The 21,202-nt window shown below is 59.6% G+C and carries 20 protein-coding genes; 6 read left to right on the forward strand and 14 right to left on the reverse strand.

Annotated elements, in window-relative coordinates; translation table 11 throughout:
- Window positions 1-9 precede the first annotated feature (9 nt).
- From OOF89_RS10265 to OOF89_RS10295, 6 genes are all read right to left on the reverse strand, one after another.
- A complete protein-coding gene (locus OOF89_RS10265) occupies window positions 10-789 on the reverse strand; it encodes a hypothetical protein (protein ID WP_266075789.1) in 780 nt (259 codons plus the stop codon).
- 110 nt (window positions 790-899) lie between these two features.
- A complete protein-coding gene (locus OOF89_RS10270) occupies window positions 900-2,333 on the reverse strand; it encodes an arylsulfotransferase family protein (protein WP_266075791.1) in 1,434 nt (477 codons plus the stop codon).
- 293 nt (window positions 2,334-2,626) lie between these two features.
- The gene (locus tag OOF89_RS10280; protein WP_266075793.1) at window positions 2,627-3,349 is read right to left on the reverse strand and encodes a DICT sensory domain-containing protein; all 723 of its coding nucleotides are present in this window, start codon (window positions 3,347-3,349) and stop codon (window positions 2,627-2,629) included.
- Between the two features lie 47 nt (window positions 3,350-3,396).
- On the reverse strand, window positions 3,397-3,792 hold the full coding sequence (locus OOF89_RS10285; protein ID WP_266075795.1) for a DUF7344 domain-containing protein: 396 nt from the start codon (window positions 3,790-3,792) through the stop codon (window positions 3,397-3,399).
- 117 nt (window positions 3,793-3,909) lie between these two features.
- On the reverse strand, window positions 3,910-4,848 hold the full coding sequence (locus tag OOF89_RS10290; RefSeq protein ID WP_266075797.1) for a hypothetical protein: 939 nt from the start codon (window positions 4,846-4,848) through the stop codon (window positions 3,910-3,912).
- A 262-nt stretch (window positions 4,849-5,110) separates the two neighbouring features.
- Window positions 5,111-5,755 (reverse strand): hypothetical protein, encoded by a 645-nt coding sequence (locus OOF89_RS10295; RefSeq protein WP_266075799.1) that lies wholly within the window; start codon window positions 5,753-5,755, stop codon window positions 5,111-5,113.
- 280 nt (window positions 5,756-6,035) lie between these two features.
- Here OOF89_RS10295 and solA point away from each other — a divergent pair, with 280 nt between their 5' ends.
- A complete protein-coding gene (gene solA / locus OOF89_RS10300; protein WP_266075800.1) occupies window positions 6,036-7,160 on the forward strand; it encodes an N-methyl-L-tryptophan oxidase in 1,125 nt (374 codons plus the stop codon).
- A gap of 13 nt (window positions 7,161-7,173) precedes the next feature.
- Here the strand turns inward: solA and OOF89_RS10305 are convergent, their stop codons facing one another.
- Both OOF89_RS10305 and OOF89_RS10310 read right to left on the reverse strand, forming a co-directional pair.
- Window positions 7,174-8,304: an NAD(P)/FAD-dependent oxidoreductase gene (locus tag OOF89_RS10305; RefSeq protein ID WP_266075802.1), complete on the reverse strand. Its 1,131-nt coding sequence runs from the start codon at window positions 8,302-8,304 to the stop codon at window positions 7,174-7,176.
- Window positions 8,305-8,410: 106 nt separating this feature from the next.
- A complete protein-coding gene (locus OOF89_RS10310; protein WP_266075804.1) occupies window positions 8,411-9,937 on the reverse strand; it encodes a flippase in 1,527 nt (508 codons plus the stop codon).
- 322 nt (window positions 9,938-10,259) lie between these two features.
- Between OOF89_RS10310 and OOF89_RS10315 the strand changes: the two genes are divergently transcribed.
- Window positions 10,260-11,543 carry a hypothetical protein gene (locus OOF89_RS10315; RefSeq protein WP_266075806.1) on the forward strand — a complete coding sequence of 428 codons (1,284 nt, stop codon included), beginning with the start codon at window positions 10,260-10,262 and terminating at the stop codon, window positions 11,541-11,543.
- Window positions 11,544-11,731: 188 nt separating this feature from the next.
- Entirely contained in the window at window positions 11,732-12,940 is a 1,209-nt protein-coding gene (locus OOF89_RS10320) for a glycosyltransferase family 4 protein (RefSeq protein WP_266075808.1), read from the forward strand.
- On the opposite strand, the gene OOF89_RS10325 is transcribed toward OOF89_RS10320, so the two are convergent.
- The 4 genes from OOF89_RS10325 to OOF89_RS10340 are packed head-to-tail and all read right to left on the reverse strand — an operon-like array spanning window position 12,926 to window position 16,184.
- Window positions 12,926-13,633: a TOBE domain-containing protein gene (locus tag OOF89_RS10325; RefSeq protein WP_266075810.1), complete on the reverse strand. Its 708-nt coding sequence runs from the start codon at window positions 13,631-13,633 to the stop codon at window positions 12,926-12,928. The genes OOF89_RS10320 and OOF89_RS10325 overlap by 15 nt on opposite strands.
- A gap of 22 nt (window positions 13,634-13,655) precedes the next feature.
- Window positions 13,656-14,435: an amino acid ABC transporter ATP-binding protein gene (locus OOF89_RS10330; protein ID WP_266075812.1), complete on the reverse strand. Its 780-nt coding sequence runs from the start codon at window positions 14,433-14,435 to the stop codon at window positions 13,656-13,658.
- On the reverse strand, window positions 14,432-15,136 hold the full coding sequence (locus tag OOF89_RS10335) for an ABC transporter permease (protein WP_266075814.1): 705 nt from the start codon (window positions 15,134-15,136) through the stop codon (window positions 14,432-14,434). The genes OOF89_RS10330 and OOF89_RS10335 overlap by 4 nt, the downstream gene beginning before the upstream one ends.
- Before the next feature lie 43 nt (window positions 15,137-15,179).
- Window positions 15,180-16,184 (reverse strand): substrate-binding domain-containing protein, encoded by a 1,005-nt coding sequence (locus OOF89_RS10340; protein WP_266075816.1) that lies wholly within the window; start codon window positions 16,182-16,184, stop codon window positions 15,180-15,182.
- A 318-nt stretch (window positions 16,185-16,502) separates the two neighbouring features.
- On the opposite strand from OOF89_RS10340, the gene OOF89_RS10345 reads away from it, so the two are divergent.
- A complete protein-coding gene (locus OOF89_RS10345) occupies window positions 16,503-17,129 on the forward strand; it encodes an SOUL family heme-binding protein (protein WP_266075818.1) in 627 nt (208 codons plus the stop codon).
- Between the two features lie 182 nt (window positions 17,130-17,311).
- Window positions 17,312-18,514: an NAD(P)/FAD-dependent oxidoreductase gene (locus OOF89_RS10350; RefSeq protein WP_266075820.1), complete on the forward strand. Its 1,203-nt coding sequence runs from the start codon at window positions 17,312-17,314 to the stop codon at window positions 18,512-18,514.
- Window positions 18,515-18,579: 65 nt separating this feature from the next.
- Here OOF89_RS10350 and OOF89_RS10355 read toward each other — a convergent pair whose 3' ends face one another.
- The gene (locus tag OOF89_RS10355) at window positions 18,580-19,029 is read right to left on the reverse strand and encodes a thiol-disulfide oxidoreductase DCC family protein (protein ID WP_266075822.1); all 450 of its coding nucleotides are present in this window, start codon (window positions 19,027-19,029) and stop codon (window positions 18,580-18,582) included.
- A gap of 83 nt (window positions 19,030-19,112) precedes the next feature.
- A complete protein-coding gene (locus OOF89_RS10360; RefSeq protein WP_266075824.1) occupies window positions 19,113-19,577 on the reverse strand; it encodes a nucleoside deaminase in 465 nt (154 codons plus the stop codon).
- 213 nt (window positions 19,578-19,790) lie between these two features.
- On the opposite strand from OOF89_RS10360, the gene OOF89_RS10365 reads away from it, so the two are divergent.
- Complete coding sequence (locus tag OOF89_RS10365) at window positions 19,791-21,152, forward strand: hemolysin family protein (protein ID WP_266075826.1); 1,362 nt, start codon at window positions 19,791-19,793, stop codon at window positions 21,150-21,152.
- The last annotated feature ends 50 nt before the right edge of the window (window positions 21,153-21,202 follow it).

The following is a 21,202-nucleotide window of genomic DNA, read 5'->3' on the forward strand; positions in this document are numbered from 1 at the left end:
TCTCTCGGCTCACCGTGAATCCTCGTACGCCGAGCGAAGCGTCCACTCGCCATCGGTGAAGAACGGCGATCCGGGATAGCCCGCACCTCGCCAGAGGGCGTCGATCGGGTCGGCGAGTTCGGCGCGAACGTCGGCATCGAAGTTCGCGAGGGTGACGGGAAACGGGGCGAGAACATCGTCGCCGATTCGACCGGGGTCATCATGGACGCTTTCACCCGGATCGAGCCGTTCTCCGCCGGCACCGTACATCGTGAGTGTGACGTGAATCGGGGCCATCTGTTGGTGGTACGCGAGAACGCGGAGATATCGCCGAACACAACCCGTCAAGTCGATTTCGAGTGTTCGCCCGTCGAGATGTGTCGGTTCACCGCCCTCCCACGACCCGTCGAACGGGAGGGCCGAAACGGATTCGACGACACCGTTCGAAAAGAGGTGCGAATAGCCGGCACAGCTGTCATGCTCGCTACCCCGGTCGCGCTCGACGTATGCGCCGAACCCATCGGCTGTCCACGTTCCGCGCACGTCCTCGTGATTTCCGAGCACCGGCAGTTGGGTCGGTCGTGACGGATCGGCTTCAGGCAATATCGAGTGTTCCGCGAGGTCGATGGCGTAGCCATCATCGTAGACGGCATCCGGAACGATGTGGACGACGATGCCACGTCGTGCGTCGAAATCGAAAAACCCGTCGCCGGCAACGATTGTGTCGAGACGACGTTCGTGGAGTGCCGTCGCTTGTTCGTTCGATCCACCGGCGTATTTTGCAGCCATGACCGCGTCTCGATAGCTCATTTAGTGTCGGATATCTGTCCGCGAGCGTGGATAAGTGAACTGGTAGACAGTATCGTGAACCGAACGGCTCATTTAACGTTCGTGATACGGTAACAATAGCTCGAATCGAGTTACTGCTGGTCAGTTTCGATTCGGGAGAACGGCTTTCGAATCCGATATCCTCGCCAGTATGCCTCCATGGAACCCCATGCTCCCGTTGTTCCGAGCAGCACCGCCAGCGCGAACACGTCGTCCACGTCGGCCCATCCGGGAAGCGCGTACAACACCGCGTTCAGCACCATCTCCGGGATGGCCTCTTCGATGGCGTCCATGGCTTGTCCAGCCAGTCCGAGGAGGCTGACCCCGTTCTGCGTCTTCGTCCGGGTACCCTCATTTTCTTGACTGTTTGCGTCGTCGTTCGCGCCCGAAATCGGTTCTCGACCGGCGATATCAGCTCGCTGGGCGCTTTCGCCGCCCGCACTTTCGTCGCCAGTTCCGAGGCGTTCGGCGTCGTATGGGAAGTGGAGTTCGACGCTCCAGACCGGTTCACCGTTTTCGTCCACCTCGACGACTCGGTTGCCGTGCGTGTCGGTGATGAGGGTGTTGCCGTTCGGTAGTCTGTCGGCGTCGCGGGGCCACTGAAGTCGGTTGTCTCGCCAGACCCAGCTTTGTTCCCAACTCCCGTTCACGCGTTGGTATTCGACGATTCTGTCGTTGTGCGAGTCGGCGATAATGACTGCCGGGCCGCCCTGCGATTCGGGAATGTAATCCGGGTTGTGCTGGCCGAACAGCCACTTGTGATTGCCCTCCTCGCCGATCGTCCAGTTTTCGACCACGCCCGTCGTCCGGTTGAGGAAGACCACTTGGTCCTGGTTGCGGATGCTTGCCATGATTCGCCCGTCTTCGAGGACCTCAACGTCGTTGACGTGTGTGAAGTCGTACGGATATGGGCCACCGCTTTTGTGCGAGTAGTGGGAGAGGGCAAGCCATTCCCACGTCACGATGCCGCTCGACGTGTTGACGACGAAAACGCGGTCACGCTCGATATCGGCGACGGCGAAGTGAGTTCGGTTGATCCGGTCCACGTCGTGCCACCTGTTCGTATACGGGAGCGTGTACCCTTTGTAGGTCGGCACGATTCGACTGTACAGTCGTGTCGTGTGGTCGGTCGATAGATTGAGTCGCTCGATGACCATCCGACGGCAGGCTGACGCGCCGTCACACTGTTTCGGTCGCAGATCTTCGGTTCCGACGTACGTCACCGTGTATTTTCCAGTCGGGCTCGGGTCCACGTCAGAGTAGTAATCGAGCGTATCGTTGTAGTACCGAACTGTTCCCTCGGAATCGAAGGCGACGAGTTTAGCGCCGACGGACGGGCTTTTGTGGTCCGTGGCGACCGTCAGTTCGTTCGGGGGGATATGCTGAATCCCATGGGGACCGTCCTCCATTCCGGCGCGAACGTTGTTCGATCCGGTCACGCTGGCCACGAAACCAGTGGCCAGCACCATCGTGGAGAGAGTAAAGAGGAATGCAAAGATGAGGCGAACGTGTGTACGGGAGGGCATATACTATGATTTTATCACATCTTTCATAAACCCAACTGATTTGTCGCTCTCCCATTTCTCAAGAAGGACCTGTTCTCACGTTCTACGGATCGCGTGATGACTTCCCACACTCGTCGATACGTCCGTGGACGTACGCACACCACTCATCCAGCGTTTGATGCATTCGTTCCGTTGCCCCCGAGAGCGGCGTCGGTTCGTGTCGATATACGTGTCCACCCCCGTCCAGCAATCGTCGCCGCCGACCGGCCAATCCCTTTTCCCGCAGGGTTGCCTCACTCGTTTTCGTTCGGGAGTCACCCGTACGCCCGCCGCAGGTAGTCGATGAGTTCGTTCACCGACCCTGGGTCGTACGTCCAGAATCCGTAGAACTGGTTGGAGTCGCGCTCCTCGGCTACGAGGGCACATTTCTGTAAGTCGTCGCTACCGCCATCGTAGACGAGAAACCATATCATGCCGATTTCATCCGTCCCGGCGGTATGATACGTGATATTCCGCACTTGCGGTGGTTGCCAATCCGATTCACCGTAGATATGGATGGCCAAATCGGTCTCGTCCGCCAGTCGCCGGTAGACGGGTACCTGGGCTTGGAACGCATTCAGCGACTGAAAGCCGACGTGCAACTCACCCCGACCGACTCGCCACGCGCGGTCTTCGATCTCCCGACTCGTACCCAACATCTGTCGTCGGTCGAACGAGGAAAACAACGTTCTGTCGAGGAGGGACAGGAGGTCGCGGAAGCGCGACGAATCGAACTCCGGGTTCCACGGGACGCGGACCGGCGGCGTGAGAAATTCTCGTAACGGAGCAAGTCCGATGGCTCCCCGAAATCCGTGACGGTCTCGAACGACGAGGAATCCGTTCCGTCTGACGCTCCGCAGTCGCTCGTGCTTGACCACCACGTTTTTCGTTTCGAATTGCTCGCCGAGGTCGGTCGTCGGTTCGGCGCTGTACACCGTGAGCGTCTTCGTCTCACGCTCAACAGCGGCGATTTGGTCGTGTAGGAACGTCCGATTCATTTGCTGTTCGCCCTCCGTTTTTGATCGTGCCGTCTCCTCGCACAGTGCTACCAACTCGTGTTCGGATCGGGGCTGTTTTCGTAGTCGTTTCGCTGTGCCCAATCGAGGAGTCGGGCGACGGGGGGTGGTAACTCCGCGAGCGTGAGGACGGCTTTCCGGTCGTCGTAGCGAGCGAGACCTGCATCCTCGAGTGCAGGAATATCCGCCTCTCGAAGTTCCGTTGCTAACTGCTCACGGTCTACAGACGAGGCCATCCGATACTCGCGTGCATGAATCCAGCCGGTGAGAACGTCCGCCAGTTCGTCCATCGTGATTCGCTCGCGCTCCTTGAGGACGTACAGTACGTACCGCCGCCGCTGATTCGCCAACGCTCGGTAAATCGGGTCGTCTATCGATTCGTCCAGGAGGATATCGTACAGGTCATCCGGCTCGTCTTCCCCCACGGTGTGGCCCTCCCCATTCGGAACGTACATCATGATTATCCCTAAACTTTCTGACCACCATTGGATAGCTCTTCGTTCTACCGCTTCACTTGAAAAATTGTAGCGGTGGTCCTCGAACTACGGTCGTCGGATGAGGAGGGTCGCACCAGCGAGACCGCTCAGAAGGACCCATAGTTCCGGAAGGGATGGGATATCCATGTCCGGGAGGAATGGCAGCAGTGGCTGGTTACCGTTGATCGGCGTTCCTCCGATGTCACACGAAGTAACCATTCCGGATGTTCCACCGGGGAATTCACACTCCGGAGGCCCGGATTTCACGACGACGCGGGAAATCTCCTGATCCGATTCCCAACTCGCCATAATTGGTTCACTCGGCTCACCCGGTTTCGTTACGACATTAGTGATGGTGACGCCCATCGGGTCGCCACCCTCCGGCACGAACTGCGATCCATCCCACTCGAACTTCACGAGCAGTTCCTCTTCGCCCGTATCCGGATTGATGACGTAGAACTGGATGTTACTGATTGCACGAATCGGTTCGGTGGTCGTGGTAGTCGTCGTTGTCGTGGTAGTCGTTGTTGTGGTCGTTGTGGTTGGCGTTGTCGTTGGTGTTGTGGTCGTCGTGGTTGGCGTCGTCGTTGGCGTTGTGGTTGGCGTTGTCGTTGGTGTTGTGGTCGTCGTGGTTGGCGTCGTCGTTGGCGTTGTGGTTGGCGTTGTCGTTGGTGTTGTGGTCGTCGTGGTTGGCGTCGTCGTTGGCGTTGTGGTTGGCGTCGTCGTTGGCGTCTTCGTCTTCGGTGGACACTTCTTCTTGATCTTCTTCTTCGGCGCAGAACATGCAACCGCGCCTTTCTGCTTGTCCGAATTTCCTTGCTTTACTTTCTGTTGTTGGTCGGCTGAAGCGTTTGCCTTCTGCCAACTGCTTTGGTCTGGCTTGTGATTCGTTACTTTCGGCTGTTCGTGATCGCTGTCTGCGAGAACCGTTCCAAGTGATCCCATATGGACCGCCCCGAACACCGCGATTGCGATGAGAGCGATCCCTAATTTTTTGTTGGTCATCGATGAACATCGGACGGTAAATTCGTCCACGGCCGGATACCTCCGCAAATACCTTTAATCAAGGAAATCGTTCACGAATTATTTCGCTCAGTAGGATCCCCGTGAGTTTCGTTAGATCCATCCATATCTCGCACAAAAACATTTTAACCGTCTACAGGGATTCCCTGCTGCAAACCCGACTGAATCGTTTTTATCTACTCTGCCCTCTACCCTCGTCCTCTGACTTCGATAGCGAAGCAAGAGGCACACTCGATCTCCGGTACTACAGTCGAGTGTCCAAATATCGGCTTACCACGAAGAGCACGCCGCTTGCAACGAACGAAAACAGCGAGACAGTCGCAACGCTGAGACCCGTGCCGGAGGGATCGAACGGCCCTTTTTGTCCGGTCGTCGAGTATTGTTGAATCGTTTCGACGCCCGAAAAGCCGAATAGGAAGAAACCGAGCGTTATGCCGAGGAGTAGTACGCCGCCCACGAAACCGTAGAACGATGCCATCTCTTCGACGCTGAGGAGGTTTCGCATTCGGCGTTCGCTGAGTGCCGATCCGCCGCGGAGTATCGAACCGGCGACGGCGACGTGTGCCACCGCCGTCCCCAGTTCGAGAATGAGGACGAGTGCTCCCGGCATCAACACCGTTGGCGAAGACGTCAGTGGGTCGCCGCCCGGGTACAGGGCAGCGACGTCCGACGGATACACCAGTGTGATGGGTGCGACGAGCGCCAGCGCAAGCAGGAGGACGCTCTGCCACGCCAATTTCGTCGGAATCGATTGGTCGAAAATGCTGTGCCGACGGACGCGCAGTCGCTCGTACTTCGAGCCGTTGATAATCACGTCCGCGATGTCGTCGTCGATGTAGTCTGTCTGTCCCGTCACGGTATGCACCTTGCTGTGCAGGTGTTTTCGCATCGGTATTCGCTTCGAGGATATACCGTTATCGGAACGTCAATCAGCCATTATTCGGACCGTTCGACGAGTGGTGGAATGAGTTGCCACCGAGAGTGTCCTTCAAAATCGCGACTCGCTTCGGCGGATTCGTGCCGCAAAGCGTCGTATCGTCTCACCGAGCTCATTCACAGACAGGGAACAATGCGGTGTCGTCTGTACGCTCGTTGCATGCGTATTCGATCCCGAAATTTCACTGAGGAACACGAATCACTATAGCCACCGGAGAGAACGATGGTGACGGATGACTCATTACGACACCATCGTCGTCGGCGTCGGGGGAATGGGCAGTGCAACGGCGTCCCATCTGGCGAACCGGGGACAGGACGTACTCGGACTCGAACGCTACGACGTGCCACACGCACAGGGGTCGTCACACGGTGTGACCCGGATCATCCGGAAAGCGTACTACGAACATCCGGACTACGTTCCGCTCCTCGAACGCGCCTACGACCTGTGGCGAGAACTGGACGACGGGCACCCGACACAGCTCCTGCACACGACGGGCTGTATCGTCGCGGGCCCCGAGGGAAGCGAGAAAGTCGCCGGTGCACGCGAATCCTGCGAGAAACACGACATTGACTACGAACTGCTCTCGGCCGCGGAAATCAACGACCGCTATTCCGGCTACGACCTCCCGGAGGATTTCGTCGCCGTCGTGGAACCGGAGGGTGGGTTTCTTCACGTCGAACAGTGCGTTGTCGCCCACGTCCAGTCGGCTCTCGGAAACAACGCGGAGATTCGCGCCAGGGAAGCGGTTCTCGATTGGGAACCCACGCCGGATGACGGTGTCCGCGTCGAGACGGACAAAGCGAGTTACACAACGGACACGATGGTCGTCACGGCGGGTGCATGGGCCGCGAACCTGCTTCCGACGTTGGAACCGCGGGCGGTTCCGGAGCGACAGGTACTCGGCTGGTTCCAACCGGAATCGCCCGAACGCTACCAGTCTCACAGCTTTCCCGTTTTCACCGTGGAGTGCGAGGAGGGCTACTTCTATGGGTTCCCGGAGTACGGCGTTCCAGGGTACAAGGTCGGCAAATACAACCACTTCCGCGAACAGGTGAACCCGGACGAGATGGCAGAGCCGGATCAGGCCGACGAACGCGTCCTCCGCGACTTCACCGAGCGCTATTTCCCCGACGCCGCGGGGACGACGATGCGCTTGGAAACGTGTCTCTTTACCAATTCTCCGGACGGACATTTCATCATCGATACGCTTCCCGACCACCCGCAGGTCGTCGTCGGTGCGGGCTTTTCCGGCCACGGGTTCAAACTCTCGAGCGTCGTCGGCGAGATTCTGGCGGAGTTGGCCATCGAAGGCGAGAGCCGACACGACATCGACCTGTTCTCGGTGAATCGGTTTTGAGGAATGAGCCGACTCACTCGAATCGAGTCACACTGAACTGTTCGATATCGACCGATTCGCCGCTGATTCCGTCGGCGACCAGCTTTCCGCTGTACGGTCCGAGTTGTAGACCCGTCGCTCCGTGGCCGGTCGCCAAATGAACTCCCTCGACGGTCGGAATCGGCCCCAACACCGGCAGTTGGTCGGCCGAGCGTGGCCGAAGGCCGACTCGAATTTCGTCTACCGCTGCGTCCCGGAGACCCGGTGCGACACGAAGTACCTCGTCGAGGACCTCGTGGACGCCCTCTACCGTCGTTCGTGGTTGGAACCCGGAATCGGTTTCGCGGGTTGCTCCGACCCCGACTCGGTTGTCCGGCCATGGTACCATGTAGTGACCGCGAAACGCACCGAGGATGGGCCACGACGCCGTATCGGCATCGTGGCAGTCGAGGTGAATGATTTGGCCGCGTTGTGGTTCGACCGGAATCGAGACGCCGAGCGATGTTTCGAACGCTTGCGACCACGCCCCTCCGGCGACGACCACGGTTTCGGCGTCGTAGCTGTCGCCGTCAGCGGTGTTGACCCCCGTGACGACCCCGTTCTCGTGGACGATATCCGTCACGTCCTGCTCGACGGTTGTGAGGCCGTGATGTTTTCCGGCACGAAGCAAGGCGGCCGTAAACATCTGAGCGTCTACCCGTGCCGCGTCGCTGTATGCACGGCATCGCTGTGTGGGGGCCAGTGCCGGGAATTTCGAACGCGCTTCGTCCGACGTGAGTTCAGTCGTCGTCCCCGGTTCCGGTTGGCCGAACCTCGATCGTCGTTTCTCGATTCGGTCCGTCGTGGCATCGAACTCCGGTACCTCGTCGTCGCCGACGGCTACCGAGAGGAGTTCACAGTTCGAGTACCCCGTGTCGCCGTCCTGTTCCTCGGTCAACCGTTCGTCGAGGGTTGGATAGTAGGCGGCGGCGTCCAACGCGAGTTCGAACCATTCGTTCGAAGCGGTTCGACTGCTCGTCGCTGGTGAGATGATTCCCGCGCCTGCGTCGGTCGCACGACCGTCGTCGTGACGGTCGATGAGGAGCGTCTCCACGTCACGTCGTGCGAGATGGTACGCCACGGACGCGCCGACGATGCCACCTCCGACGATGATAGCGTCGTACATGGTCGTATTCGAACGGCGACCGTCTCAGTCGTATCGGTTCCGACAATTCGGACGGGGTTTTCGATGGTTCTTCGTTCGAGGGAACCCCGTCATGGTGTCGATTCCGTCACTCACCTCGCGCTTTCACGTATCGATGAATCCCCGGAACCTCCGTTCCGATCGCTCCCTCGATGAACTCCACGAACGCCCCGTCTTCGGGTTGCAGACATCCCGTGAGGGCGACTGCGACCAATCCCAGAACTCCCGACAGCACGAGGAACACGGGAAGCGTTATGGCGGTCAGTGTCAACCAGTTTGAGGCGAGAATCCCGATCGGAAACAACACGACGGGTAGCACGAGATAGGTTCGCGCGGTGTACGTCGAAAGCGGGTTGATACCGGATTTCCACTGGAGTACGACGTTGAACGCGACGTTGCGAAGAACGTACGCACCGGAGGATGCGACCGCGGCGCCGACGAATCCGTGCCGCGGAATCAAGAATACGTTCAGGGCGAAGTTGAGCGCGAGCGTCAGCACGTCCACCCGGAGGATGGATTTCGTGTATCCAAGCGCGGCGAGCGTCGTCCGGTTTCGCCCGGCGGCCGCGCTCGTGAAGAAGCCGACGGAGAGGATGGCGAGCGCGATACCTCCGCCAACGTACTGCTGGCCGAAGAAGATCGAGAGCACGTCCTCCGGAAACACGGTGAACACCAGAAACGCGGGAAACGTGAACACGTATATCCACTTCGTCGTGATGCGGTAGATGTCGGTTATTTCCTCGTGTTCGCCATCGGCGTCGAGTCGTGAAGTGAGTGGCAGATAGAGATAGCCGAACGAGGAGATGACCATCAGGAGGCTGTTCGCGAGAGGGTAGGCCGCGTTGTAAACGCCGACTTCGGCGGAGGTTCGCATGTCCGCGAGCATGAGGGTGTCCATCCGGGTGAGGAGGATCGATAACACCATCGTGACGATGAGGGGTGCCGAATAGGTGAGTAGTTCCCGACCGTGCGTTCGTATCGGCCCGACGAGTCGGACCAGTCGATTCGAGAGGAAATAGACGACGACGAGCGTACCGAGCGTCGCGACGAAGTACGCGTAGCCGACCGAGAGCAAGTCGAATCCAGTTCCGAGTAAGCCGATCAACAATACGATGCGCAGACACGGATGGAGAAAGTCCTTGGTGTACAGTTTATAGCGCGTATTTTCCATCCCACGAAGTGCGCTGACGCCAACCGTCAGACCGACGCTGGCGGGGATCGTGATGATGAACAGCGGAACCAGTTCGCTGGATGTCTCCGTCTCGAACAAAACGCCGGTTATCCGGTCGATATTCAGCAGCAAAACCGCGGAAACGATGAGGCTCACCGCAAGCGAGACGGTCAACCCGAGTATCCAAACGCCGCGGACATCCCGTTCGTCCTCGAACCGGGAAACGAATCGTGGGATGCCATCGTTCAGGCCGACAAGCGATATCGTGGTTCCCACCGTCATGATGGCGAAGGCGATAGTTACCTCGCCGTAGAGTTCCGGTGAAAACCGCTGGGCGATTACCATTCGTTCGACTAATCGGCCGATGGATGCGACAGCGACGCCGAGGACGATGAGCACTGAACTCGACAAGAGGTCCGAAAGGTGAGTATTATTTTCTGCCATATGATCTGAGGTGGCCAGGCAGGGGTGGCGAAACGGGGTGTTCGTTCCATGACGACGGATGCCACCGTCGTCGATTCGTTCTCGTGTTCACGATAGGGAAATCAAGGAGGCAAGCCGGCTTTGTTATGGCTCGCATACGATGGCGTAACCACGCCCAACGAGTTCGATTTCCTACTATTTCGATGGAACCATCGGTTCGAAGAACTCCGTCGATGGATACATCGATCGTCGGTGCGGTGGTTCACACAATCGTCTTACCGATTTGAGAGAACCGAGTGCGTACCGCAAGAATATTAATATCCGAATTTGCATTGAAGACTGCATGGCACGCGACAGCAGCAAAACGAAACACGATAGACGAATCTGCGGCAGTCTCGTTGACCGTCGCTCGTATCTGAAACTGACGGGTTCGACCGCACTCGCGGTTGCAGGTGTCGGAACCTTCGGTGGCGGCGCGGCCGCGGCGGAGTACGAAACGATCACGATCCCTGCGAACACGCAAAAGCAGTTCCAGGTCGGAAGCGGCGAGACGTTCGAGAACACGCTCATCGACATCAGCGCGACGGGGGCGGACGCTCGAATCGTCGCGAGCGGGTCCGACTGGACGATTCGTAACGTCGGGTTCACGGGAGCAGCGGACATGAGCGGCCCCCACTCGCCGGGCAAAAACCTCGGCGGTTATCCGAATCTCATCGCCGCCTCGGGTACCGGTACCATCGAACACGTGTATCTCGGTGATGGCGTCTCGGGCGACATGGTTCGAAAGGGCGCAATCGGTGTTTCAAGTTCCCACGACGGACACATCAACCTGAACGAAGTGACGATGAACGGCTGGACAGGAAACGCGATTTATGCGGGTGGCGCGGCAAAATCCAGCGGTGGGGGCGGGACCCTCGCTTTCGACCGCTGTCTCCTCAAGAACAACAACATCAGCCACCTTCGTATCGCCACCGACGGTACGACCGTCAAAAATACGGTTATCTACAACACCGAAGACGTACCGCTCCACCCGATTAACGGCGGCGTCGTCAACTCCCGTGGCGTCTACGATGGCTACGGAACGTCGGGCAACGTCATCGAGTTCGAGAACTGTCACATCGACTGCACCGACGCCAACACGAACGGCGGGGCCTCCGCGCTGGCCGCCACGAAGACGACGTTCCGCGTCAAAGATTCGCAGGTCAAAGGCCAACTCATCGGCAACGTCGAGACGACGAACGTCGGCGAGAACCCATCGCACGAACCACCAAAGGGTGCACCCACGACGGCCGAGCAGGCCGCGAGCGGGTCGGGAGCGTCCGGTGGAAATTCCGAGAACGGCGGAAGTTCAGCGAAGACCGGAACCGACAACTCCGGAAACGGCGATAACTCCGGCTCGAAGAGTGGCGACAACGCGGCTGACTCCGGCAGTTCGGGCGACACGGCTTCGAACTCCTCCGATTCCAACGACACCTCGAAAAAGACACCGCCTGCCGACGCCGAGGTGAACGAACAGCGAGTCTCCGCAGCTCCCGGATCCGCCGATAGCTACTGTTTCACCTACGAGGGGCGCCGGTACTGCTTTGACTTCAGCAATCTCTCGACGCTTGTGAAGCAGCTCATTTGAGGTTCCTCGGTCACTGCGGTCCCGATCGATCCGATACGTTCCGTCTTTTGGCCCGCTCAGATCGCGCGTACTCACCGGTAGGTCGAGCGTACGCCCTCGAAACTGCAACTCCACTGGTTCATAACAAAATGAAACCGACCCTTCGAGTTCGAGAACGGGCGACGATCAGCCAGTTGCACCGACCGACCATGAAATCTCACCAGGCGAGCGACGAACGCACGAAGGCGGCCAGTTTGGGGACCGGAAACGCCGAACAATTGACCATCGGGACGTATTTCAGCAACGCCGGGACACGGGATGCGGGTGGCGTCGTGATGTACGTACAGGAACTGGTGGATGCACTGGCGACCCACCAGCCGGCGTATCTGTACACCGATGCCGGGGAGTTGACGCCGAAAATGCGCAGAACGGAGGCGCACATCGTTCAGTTGGAGGCCGAACACGGCGTGTTGGGGGAGCTCATTGCAAGACTTCCGAACACGGGTTCCGCCGTGTCGTCCGTACTGGACGAAAATCTCTCCCCCCTCCTTCGAGGGGTTCGGGATGGGACGATTCACCACATAAACGAAACCGTCGATATCCTCGTGACACACGATTTTCTGGACGACCTCGTTCTCTCCAATCTCCTCGATATTCCCGTCGTTCGCGTCTTTCATGGCTTCGAACGAGCAGGCGTCGGAATGCGGGTGCGTGAGCGACTTTCGACGGGCTACTCGGTGGTGAACTCCGAGCAGACGAAACGGGAGTTCGTCGACCACCTGGAGTACGAACCCGACGGCATCGTGTACCCCGGTGTCGATATCGACCGGTTTCGCCCCGACGTGACCCCGGCGTTCGACCGCGACGAGTGGACGATCCTGTACGTCGGTCGGTTCGTCGAGTCGAAGGGGCTCTTCGACCTCGTGGATGCGGTTGCCGAACTACCGGACGACGTTCACCTCCACCTCGTCGGCCGGGGAGATATCGACACCCTGAAACGGCGAATCGAAGCCCGCGGGATCGAATCGAGGACCATCATCGAGGGAACGGTGCCACACGACGAACTGCCGGGATACTATGCTTCTGCGGACGTATTCTGCCTTCCCTCGTGGTACGAGAGCTTCGGAATGGTAAACGTGGAAGCGATGGCCTGCGGTACTCCGGTCGTGACGACGGCGTTGGACGGCGTTACGGAGTACGCCGTCGATTGCGAGACGGCGATGCTCGTGCCGCCGAGCGCGCCGGGCGAACTCGCAGACGCGGTCGCATCCCTTCGCTCGTCACCTGGGCTGAGGGAACGACTCGAAAGGAACGGCCGGGAGACGGCGAAGCAGTACTCGTGGGAAAGGGCCTCGGAACGGCTCGTGGAGACGTGTCGCGAAATCGTCGCGGACGCCGATTCCTCACTTCAGCGATGAACGCGGCACCGCCCGTGTCGCAGTCGCCTTGAACGAAACGACGACTTCCGTGCCGGGTTCCAACCCCAGCCGTTCGACGCTCGTCGTCGTAACCAGTGCGAGAAAAGGCGATGAATCATCGGTACCGACCGTGACGCGAGCGATTCGCTCGCCACGCTCTATGTCCCGAACCGTGCCCTCGAACTGGTTTCGCGCACTTGTCTCATCGCCCCGTGGGGCCGATTTCGGACTGTACAGCGTTATCACGTCCGAGCGAACGAACACCTCCACGTTTTCGATGCCCGGAGGAACCAGCGCCCGGACGATTCCTGTGTCGGTTTCCACGAGTCCGAACTCGCCATCTCGTTCGAGGACGGTTCCATCGAGTACCGTTTCGTCCACCTCGGTCAGGCCGGACGACTCTGCGGTGAGTCGGCGAAACTGCTGAAGGAGTTCCCACGCACACTCGGTCACGGTGCTCCCGCCGCCGCTCGACCCGCCACGTTCCCGACATACCAGCTCCCCGAATTCGGCTTCCAGTTCCACGATCCTCCGCTGTGCGTGTGCGTATGATCGCCCGAGGGAGCTCGCGGCCGCGTTCAGTGACCCCTCTTCGTCGATCGCGTGGAGCAGTTGTGCGTCCCTCGCGTCGAAGGCGACCCCGCCGGCGACGAGTTGTGCATCGAACGTGGGCCGGGGTGTGTCGTCCGTCATCGTCGTCTTCCCGTTTCGCCCCTCAGTACATCAGTTCTCCGGCGACGAACTTCCGCGTTCGATCGTCGTCGGGCGTTTCGAACACCTGTTCGGGTGGGCCGGTTTCGATTATCGCGCCGTCGAGCAGCACGCCGACCCGGTCGGAAATTCGCTCCGCTTGATGCATGTCGTGAGTCGCCACGACGACACCCAGTCCTTGTTCCTTCGCGTCGGCAACTGCATCCTCTATTTCGGCCGTGTTCCGCGGGTCGAGGTTCGAGGACGGTTCGTCCAGCAGTAGAATATCGGGGTCGGTTGCGAGTGCCCGCGCGAACGCGACGCGCTGTGCTTCGCCCCCCGATAGCGACAGTGCGTTCTGGTTTCGCTTGTCGGCCAACCCAACGGTTTCGAGCGCAGCGTTCACGTCCGAGTCAGTTTCCGATGTCGCCGTTTCGCGGCCGAGGATCCGCTCGATCGTCGTGTGAATCCGCTCCGACCACGACCGCCGGATTCGGCGGCCGTAGGTCACGTTTCGTTCTACGGGCGCGTTGAACAGCGACGGCTCCTGAAACACCATACTGACCCGTCGTCGGACTTCCAACCGGTCGTCCTCCGACAGTCGCCACATGTCCCGATCCTGCCAGCGTACCGTGCCGGAATTCGGCGGGTGAAACATGGCGAGGAGACGCAGGAGCGTCGTCTTTCCCGTTCCCGATGGGCCGACGATCGTGACGACTTCGCCAGGTTCGACCGAGAGCGAAACGTCGCCGAGAACCTCGTCCCCGTCGAACCCGTGTGAGACGTTCGTTGCGGAGAGCGTCATTGCTGAACGTCACCTCTCCCTCTGCTTCGACTGCGAACCCACGACCCGAGGACGTTCACGCAGAGAACGAGGACGAGCAACAGTGCGCCGAGTACGAGTCCTGTTTCGTATCGCCCTTGTCGCGCTTCGACCGTGATCGCTGTCGTGAGGGTTCGCGTGTACGACGTGCTATCACTGAAGACGATATTTCCGCCGACGATGAGTATCGAACCGACTTCGCTGATCGCACGGCCGAACCCGGCGAGCACTGCGGTGACGATGCCGTATCTCGCTTCCTTGACGACGAGGACGCCGACATCCGTCTCCGTACCACCGAGCGTGAACGCCGCGTCACGAACGCCCTGCCCGACCGATTCGATGGCGGAGAGGCTGATGCTCGTGATTACTGGCGTCGCCAGCACGAACTGGGAGGCTATCATCGCGGTCGGCGTGAAAACGAGGCCCAACTCGCCCAGCGGACCTTGGTTCGAGAGCAGCAGGAGGACGAGCAGGCCGACCACGACGCTCGGAAAGCCCATTCCGGTGTTGATAATCGCGGTGACGACACGTTTGCCGGGAAAGTCGGCGAAGCCGACGACGACCGCGACTGGCACGCTCACGACCGTGGAGAGCGCTACGGCCGTCATGCTCACGTATAGCGAGACGGCGGCGATGCTCACGAAATATTGCCAGTCCGCGCCGGGAACGAGTTGGATAAGCATGGTCGGGATGATGAACGTGGACCGACGTCACTGCCGACCGGAGTCAGTAGTCCGCGGGGACTTCCCGCTCGACCCACGAGAGGTACTGTTTGTCCTCACGCGAGAGGGACTTGGCTTGCTTCGCCGAGTACCCCTGTGGGACATACTGCTCGAACTCCGGTTTTTTCGACAGCGCGTTCGGGAAGAACAGTTGTGACCCGTTTGCGGTGTAGTTGTCGATGAGTTTCTGTCCCTTCGGACTGGTCAGGAACCCCGCGTACGCCATCGCGGCCTGATAGTTGACGTTGTCGTGTTTCGCGGGGTTGACCGGAATGACGCCGTACGGGTTTTTCAGAACGACTGGACCGCCTTTGAGTGGTCCCTGCACGAGAATGGTAAGATCGATTTCGTTTTTCATCGAGAGGTACGTTCCACGGTCGGCAATCGTATAGGCGTTGGACTGGTTCGCCTGCGTGAGCGTATCGCCCATACCCTTCCCGACCTTCCGATACCACTTGCCGCTCGGTTTTACACCGGCCTGCTCCCAGATGGCGAGTTCCTTCTTGTTCGTCCCCGAATCGTCGCCGCGGGAGAGGAACGTCGCCCTCCGCTGTGCGATGGTGGAAAACGCCTTCGTCGCGCTCGACATGCCTTTGATGCCCGCAGGGTCATTCTTCGGGCCGACGATGACGAAGTCGTTGAACATCACGTCTCGGCGGTTGACGCCGTGGCCTTGCTTGAGGAACTCGTCTTCGGCACTGCGTGCGTGAACGAGAATCACGTCGGCATCCCCGTCCTTCGCGGTTCGGATGCTCGCGCCGGTTCCCTTCGATATCGTCTTGACAGTGAGGCCGAACTCGTCTTCGAACTCCGGATTGAGTTCGTCCAACAGGCCGGTGTCGTACGTGCTCGTCGTCGTCGCGAGGATGAGTTCGCCGTCACCGATTGCTCCCTTTCCGGATGACCGTTTGCCTTCGCTCTGTGCACCGAACGACCCAGTACAACCGGCGAGTCCGGCGAGGGCACCGACACCCATCGCCTGAACGAATCGCCGCCGTTGTATCGTCATAGAAACAACGTTGTGTGAATCTTTCATAAGGATTTCGCCATGGATGCAATCGCTACCGGTTACCGAAACTGAAACCCGAATCGAAGGGCTTCGAAGGACAGTGCGTGTTTGGTAGCCGGACGATGTCCTCGAACGGAGTTTCAAATCGCCCTTCCGACGTTCGGGTCGTCGTGCAGATGCGAGACGTGCCAGTATCGTGCAGTAACCGCGTTCTTCGAGATTCGAGGGACGTGCCGGCCGTTTTCCGCGGATAGATGAATCCTACTTCCTCACTAGCGAGGGAGTAGCTACTTGCTTGTTCCAATCGTATGGTATCTTATGTCACGCTCCGTCGGCAGACCGCTTACACTCGCCGTTGGGACCATCGCCACCCTCGGACTTGCATGGGTCGGCTGGGGTGCCTACGTCAGGTTGACGACCAAACGGGTTCCTTACACCACCGCGCTGACGCTTGATGGTGTTGAAATCAGACGGTATCCTGACACGGTGGTTGCACGCACGACTGCCGACACCGAGGGGGAGGCGTTCCGGAAATTGTTCGGGTACATCGAGGGTGACAACCAGGCACGCGAAGAAATCGCGATGACCGCACCCGTAACTACCGGACCGGAAAAAATCGCTATGACCGCGCCAGTCGCGTCCGAACGGTCCGATGACAGCGTCACGATGGCGTTTTTCTTGCCGGGCGAGTACACCGCCGAGGGTGCACCGAAACCGAACACCGACGACGTTAGCATCGAACACGTCGGTGCTCGTACGCTCGCGGTTCGTCCCTTCTCGTGGTACGCGACTCGCGACAGGATCGAAACGAACCAGCGACGACTGTTCGAGGCCCTCGCCGCACATGATTTGACGCCGACGGGTGAACCGTTCTTGTTGCGCTACGAGGACCCGTACACACCGCCGTTCATGCGGACGAACGAGATTGCAGTCGAACTGAACTGACACGGAATCGAGGAAGACACCGACGAGGACCTCCGACAGTTGGAAACTCGGATGCGCCCTATTCGAAGCACAGTTCGGCGCGTCGTTCGAGGACGTGACCGGTTACGAGACGACGGGCAGGCACGGCCACTAAGTTTTCGAACCGATTCCATTTTTAGTGGACTCGTGCGGATAGTTCGGATATGGAGTACGACTACGACTGTATCGTCGTCGGTGGGGGGCCGGCGGGACTCCAGTTCGCCAGGGAGATCGTCTCGAACTCCGATCGTTCCGTCGTCGTTCTGGAGCGGAACGACGACCTTCGAGCGAACGACAAATCGACCGGCGGAACGTTCGAGGAGGTTATCGACCGCTACGATATTCCCGAGGATGTCATCATGGGCGCAAACGACACCATCACTTTCGAAGGGCCCACCGAACGCAGTCGGCTCGACATTTCGGGATACGTTCTCGATTTTCCACGGTTGCTGGCGTTTTTGGGTGACGATGCGGCAGCGAAGGGTGCTGAGATTCGACTCGGAACGACCGTCACCAAACCGATACTCGAATCGGGGACGGTTCACGGGGTTCGATATCGGGACTCCGATGGGGAGGGGAAGCTTCGCGGAAAAGTGACCATCGATGCGACCGGACCGAACGCCGTCATCACCTCCGACTTGGGCTTTTTTGACACCGAAACCGCTCAGCGAGGGATCGGCCTCGAATACGAAATCGAGGGCGAGTACGAGACGGACGACACGATGCTGTTCAATTTCGACCACGAAAACGCCCCCGGGGGATACGCGTGGACGTTTCCGGCCGGGGATGACGTGTTCAAAGCCGGCGTCTGTTGGGTGGACGAGTACCATGCTCGACACGGAAACGGTACCCCCATTCACGAGGCCGTCGAGCGCTGGGTAAACGACGACCCACGGTGGCACGTCGAGCGAATCAGGGCGAAACACGCGGGAAAAGGAGTCTGGAACGACTCGAGGAACCAGCGGGCTACCGACGGCTTCATGGCCGTCGGCGACTCGATATCGAGCATCAATCCCCTTTTCGGCGAAGGAATCCGACCGGGTATGGCGTCGGCGACGATGGCGGCCACTGTCGCCACCGTCGCCCTCCGAGCGGACGACGTTTCCGAGACCCGACTCAGGCAGTACGACCGTCGATGGAACGAAACCCGAGGCGGACGCTGGCGACTCCAACGGATCCTCAGCGACCTCCTCTACGATTTCGATACGAGGCAACAGGATTCGTTCGTTCGGCGTGCGGGTCGTCTCTCGGCGACGAAAGCAGAACGACTGCGACAGTACGACCTCGGGATGCTCGATTTGGCGAAGCTATATCCGTTCGCGCTCAAGGACGTATCGAAGGTGCCAAAGCTGCTCCGACGGTTGTGAGGCCCGTTCCACGCACGAAATGGGAACCGCTTCGTGATACCACGCGGGTCACTTCTCCGGACGACCTACGACGTATCGAGCGCGCGTTCGGCGAATCGCTCGCGAATTTCCGGGTCGGGAACCGGGCACTCGGCCTTTCTCCCGAACACCCGATAGCGGTGCCTCGCGACGAAGTCGTAGACCGGGTCGCGCAACCGTTCCGGAAGATAGACGAACGGATACAGGAGCGGCCACGGACCATCCAATCGGCGACAGACGCGGAGCGCGGCGGTCGAGCGGGTGGCGTAGTCGTCGCCCTCCACGAGCACGAACGAATCGAAATCGTCGGTCGGGAGGTCGAACCGGGAGAGGAGTTCCTGCCCGATTTCGGATTGCAGGGGTGCGAACCGGAACGTTCCCGATTCGTCGAACCTGACGGTGAAACGGACGATGGCGTTACAGAGGTTACAGACGCCGTCGAAGAGAAGGACGGGGGTGTCGAGGGTATCGGCGGGGTCCGGATCATCGGCCGTCATTCAATTCCCACTACGAACTCGTGCGGGATAAGCGCGATGCGTTCGAAAACGGAAGCCAACGACTTCCGTTTTCGAACGCACTTTCACCGAAATTCGCGGTGGAGCGCGAGTCCGTCCGCTTCCAGCACACCGCCGACTACCTCGATGTCTCGCCCGCTTCGCTCGAATATCTCCTCGCAGGGGACGCCCGGCGCGCCGCCGAACTCCGCGGCGGCGCGCTCGCCCGAGACGCTGTAAACGACCGCTCCGAGACCCGAAATCACGATTCCGCCTGCACACATCGGACACGGCTCGGTGCTGGTGTACATCACCGTCTCGGCACGGGCATCGGGTGGGAGTTCCCGTTCGGCGCGACGGGCCAACGTGAGTTCCGGGTGAAGCGCGATGTCGTCTTCAGTGTTCTCGCGGTTCGTCTCCTCCAGCACGATGTCGTCATCCCGGACAAGAATCGACCCGTAGTGGCCGTCTCCCCGCTCGCCCGCCTTCCGGGCGAGGTCGATCGCGCGCTGAACGTATTTTTCATGGTCGAGTGAATCGAAGTCGGACATCGGGTGGAAGACGGGTTCGTGGTGAAAGAACGTTTCCGACGCTTCGTGTCGTCACATCGGTAGTCGGTCTAAGCCGACCGAAATATCGTCCGATACTCGGCGGCATCGTTTTGCGATTTCGGCGACTATGGAGCGTATGGGCCATTCCCAGCGTCGTCATCCCGACGTTCCTTGTCAGTCCCACTCATCCTCGAACGGCCAGCGAGGTGACCGATGGTCGATGTAGTGCTCTCGGTATTCCGGCTTCTCGTCGCGTTCTTCTTGGTGTTCATGAACGGCCTGTTCGTGGCCACGGAGTTCGCACTCGTCAAGATTCGCCGGACACGGGTGAACGAACTCGTCGAGGCGGGAAAACCCGGGTCGAGTTTCGTCGAAGAGGCGGTCAATAATCTAGACGACTATCTGGCGGTTTGTCAACTCGGGATCACCCTCTCCTCGCTTGGGTTGGGTTGGATCGGCGAACCCGCCGTTGCCGCCCTCATCGAACCCATGTTAGGGTCGTTCGTTCCCGAGGGAACGATTCACTTCGTCGCCTTCGCGCTCGGGTTCGGTTTCATTACGTTCCTCCACGTCGTCTTCGGTGAGCTCGCGCCGAAGACGTTCGCGATTCAGGAAGCCGAGCAGATCGCCCTGCTCGTCTCGCCGCCGATGAAGCTGTTCTACTACGCGTTTCTGCCGGGAATCCTCGTGTTCAACGGTACGGCGAACTTCTTCACTCGGCTTGCGGGCGTCTCGCCAGCCTCCGAATCCGAAGAGGCGCACACGGAAGACGAACTCATGATGGTGCTCGCCCAGTCGGAAGAGCACGGACACATCGATGTGGAAGAGGTCGAGATGATCGAGGGTGTGTTCGAACTCGGCGACACCATCGCCCGTGAAATCATGGTTCCGCGTCCGGATATCGCGACCGTCTCGGCGACGATGCCGCTCGACGAACTCCGGTCGGTTGCCGCCGAGGGAAACTTCACTCGCTACCTCGTGTTGGACGAGGACAACGGCGACCAACCCATCGGCTTCGTACACGTCAAAGACGTACTGCGGGCGATCGAGGACAATGGTTCCGAGGCGGAAAAACCGACCGCTAGCGACCTCGCTCGTAAGGCCCTATTCGTCCCTGAGAACAGGCGCATCGACGATATCCTGACCGCCTTTCGGCAACGCGAAAGCCAGATGGCCGTCGTCATCGACGAATGGGGGGAGGTCGAAGGTATCGTCACCATCGAAGACATCCTGGAGGAGATCGTCGGCGAAATACGGGACGAGTTCGACACCGACGAGTTGGAACCATCGATAACGGAACTCGATATCGATACGTACTCCGTCGATGGACACGCTCCGCTCAAGGAGGTCAACGAGGCGGTGGGTGCCGAATTCGAGAGCGAGAATTTCGAGACGATCGGTGGGTTGGTGCTCGGTGAACTGGGCCGTGCGGCGGAGGTCGGTGATACGGTCGAACAGGATGGCTTCATCCTCCGCGTCGATACTGTCGAAAAGCGGCGGATTTCGAAGGTAACGGTACAGGCAGCCGGACGACGGGAACGTGAAACCACGGCCGAGCGTTCCGGCGAGGAATGACTCTCCCCGTGCATCAGCGCCCGTCGAAAAAAGCACTCGGTTGGACGGAA

The sequence above is a fragment of the Haladaptatus caseinilyticus genome, from assembly GCF_026248685.1.
GTDB lineage: Archaea > Halobacteriota > Halobacteria > Halobacteriales > Haladaptataceae > Haladaptatus > Haladaptatus caseinilyticus.

Bases quoted from the DNA above. Each gene is read 5' to 3' on its own strand.
- OOF89_RS10265 (WP_266075789.1), bottom strand. From the start codon at position 789: ATGAGCTATCGAGACGCGGTCATGGCTGCAAAATACGCCGGTGGATCG.
- OOF89_RS10270 (WP_266075791.1), bottom strand. From the start codon at position 2,333: ATGCCCTCCCGTACACACGTTCGCCTCATCTTTGCATTCCTCTTTACT.
- OOF89_RS10280 (WP_266075793.1), bottom strand. From the start codon at position 3,349: ATGAATCGGACGTTCCTACACGACCAAATCGCCGCTGTTGAGCGTGAG.
- OOF89_RS10290 (WP_266075797.1), bottom strand. From the start codon at position 4,848: ATGACCAACAAAAAATTAGGGATCGCTCTCATCGCAATCGCGGTGTTC.
- OOF89_RS10295 (WP_266075799.1), bottom strand. From the start codon at position 5,755: ATGCGAAAACACCTGCACAGCAAGGTGCATACCGTGACGGGACAGACA.
- solA (WP_266075800.1), top strand. From the start codon at position 6,036: ATGACTCATTACGACACCATCGTCGTCGGCGTCGGGGGAATGGGCAGT.
- OOF89_RS10305 (WP_266075802.1), bottom strand. From the start codon at position 8,304: ATGTACGACGCTATCATCGTCGGAGGTGGCATCGTCGGCGCGTCCGTG.
- OOF89_RS10310 (WP_266075804.1), bottom strand. From the start codon at position 9,937: ATGGCAGAAAATAATACTCACCTTTCGGACCTCTTGTCGAGTTCAGTG.
- OOF89_RS10315 (WP_266075806.1), top strand. From the start codon at position 10,260: ATGGCACGCGACAGCAGCAAAACGAAACACGATAGACGAATCTGCGGC.
- OOF89_RS10320 (WP_266075808.1), top strand. From the start codon at position 11,732: ATGAAATCTCACCAGGCGAGCGACGAACGCACGAAGGCGGCCAGTTTG.
- OOF89_RS10325 (WP_266075810.1), bottom strand. From the start codon at position 13,633: ATGACGGACGACACACCCCGGCCCACGTTCGATGCACAACTCGTCGCC.
- OOF89_RS10330 (WP_266075812.1), bottom strand. From the start codon at position 14,435: ATGACGCTCTCCGCAACGAACGTCTCACACGGGTTCGACGGGGACGAG.
- OOF89_RS10335 (WP_266075814.1), bottom strand. From the start codon at position 15,136: ATGCTTATCCAACTCGTTCCCGGCGCGGACTGGCAATATTTCGTGAGC.
- OOF89_RS10340 (WP_266075816.1), bottom strand. From the start codon at position 16,184: ATGACGATACAACGGCGGCGATTCGTTCAGGCGATGGGTGTCGGTGCC.
- OOF89_RS10345 (WP_266075818.1), top strand. From the start codon at position 16,503: ATGTCACGCTCCGTCGGCAGACCGCTTACACTCGCCGTTGGGACCATC.
- OOF89_RS10350 (WP_266075820.1), top strand. From the start codon at position 17,312: ATGGAGTACGACTACGACTGTATCGTCGTCGGTGGGGGGCCGGCGGGA.
- OOF89_RS10355 (WP_266075822.1), bottom strand. From the start codon at position 19,029: ATGACGGCCGATGATCCGGACCCCGCCGATACCCTCGACACCCCCGTC.
- OOF89_RS10360 (WP_266075824.1), bottom strand. From the start codon at position 19,577: ATGTCCGACTTCGATTCACTCGACCATGAAAAATACGTTCAGCGCGCG.
- OOF89_RS10365 (WP_266075826.1), top strand. From the start codon at position 19,791: ATGGTCGATGTAGTGCTCTCGGTATTCCGGCTTCTCGTCGCGTTCTTC.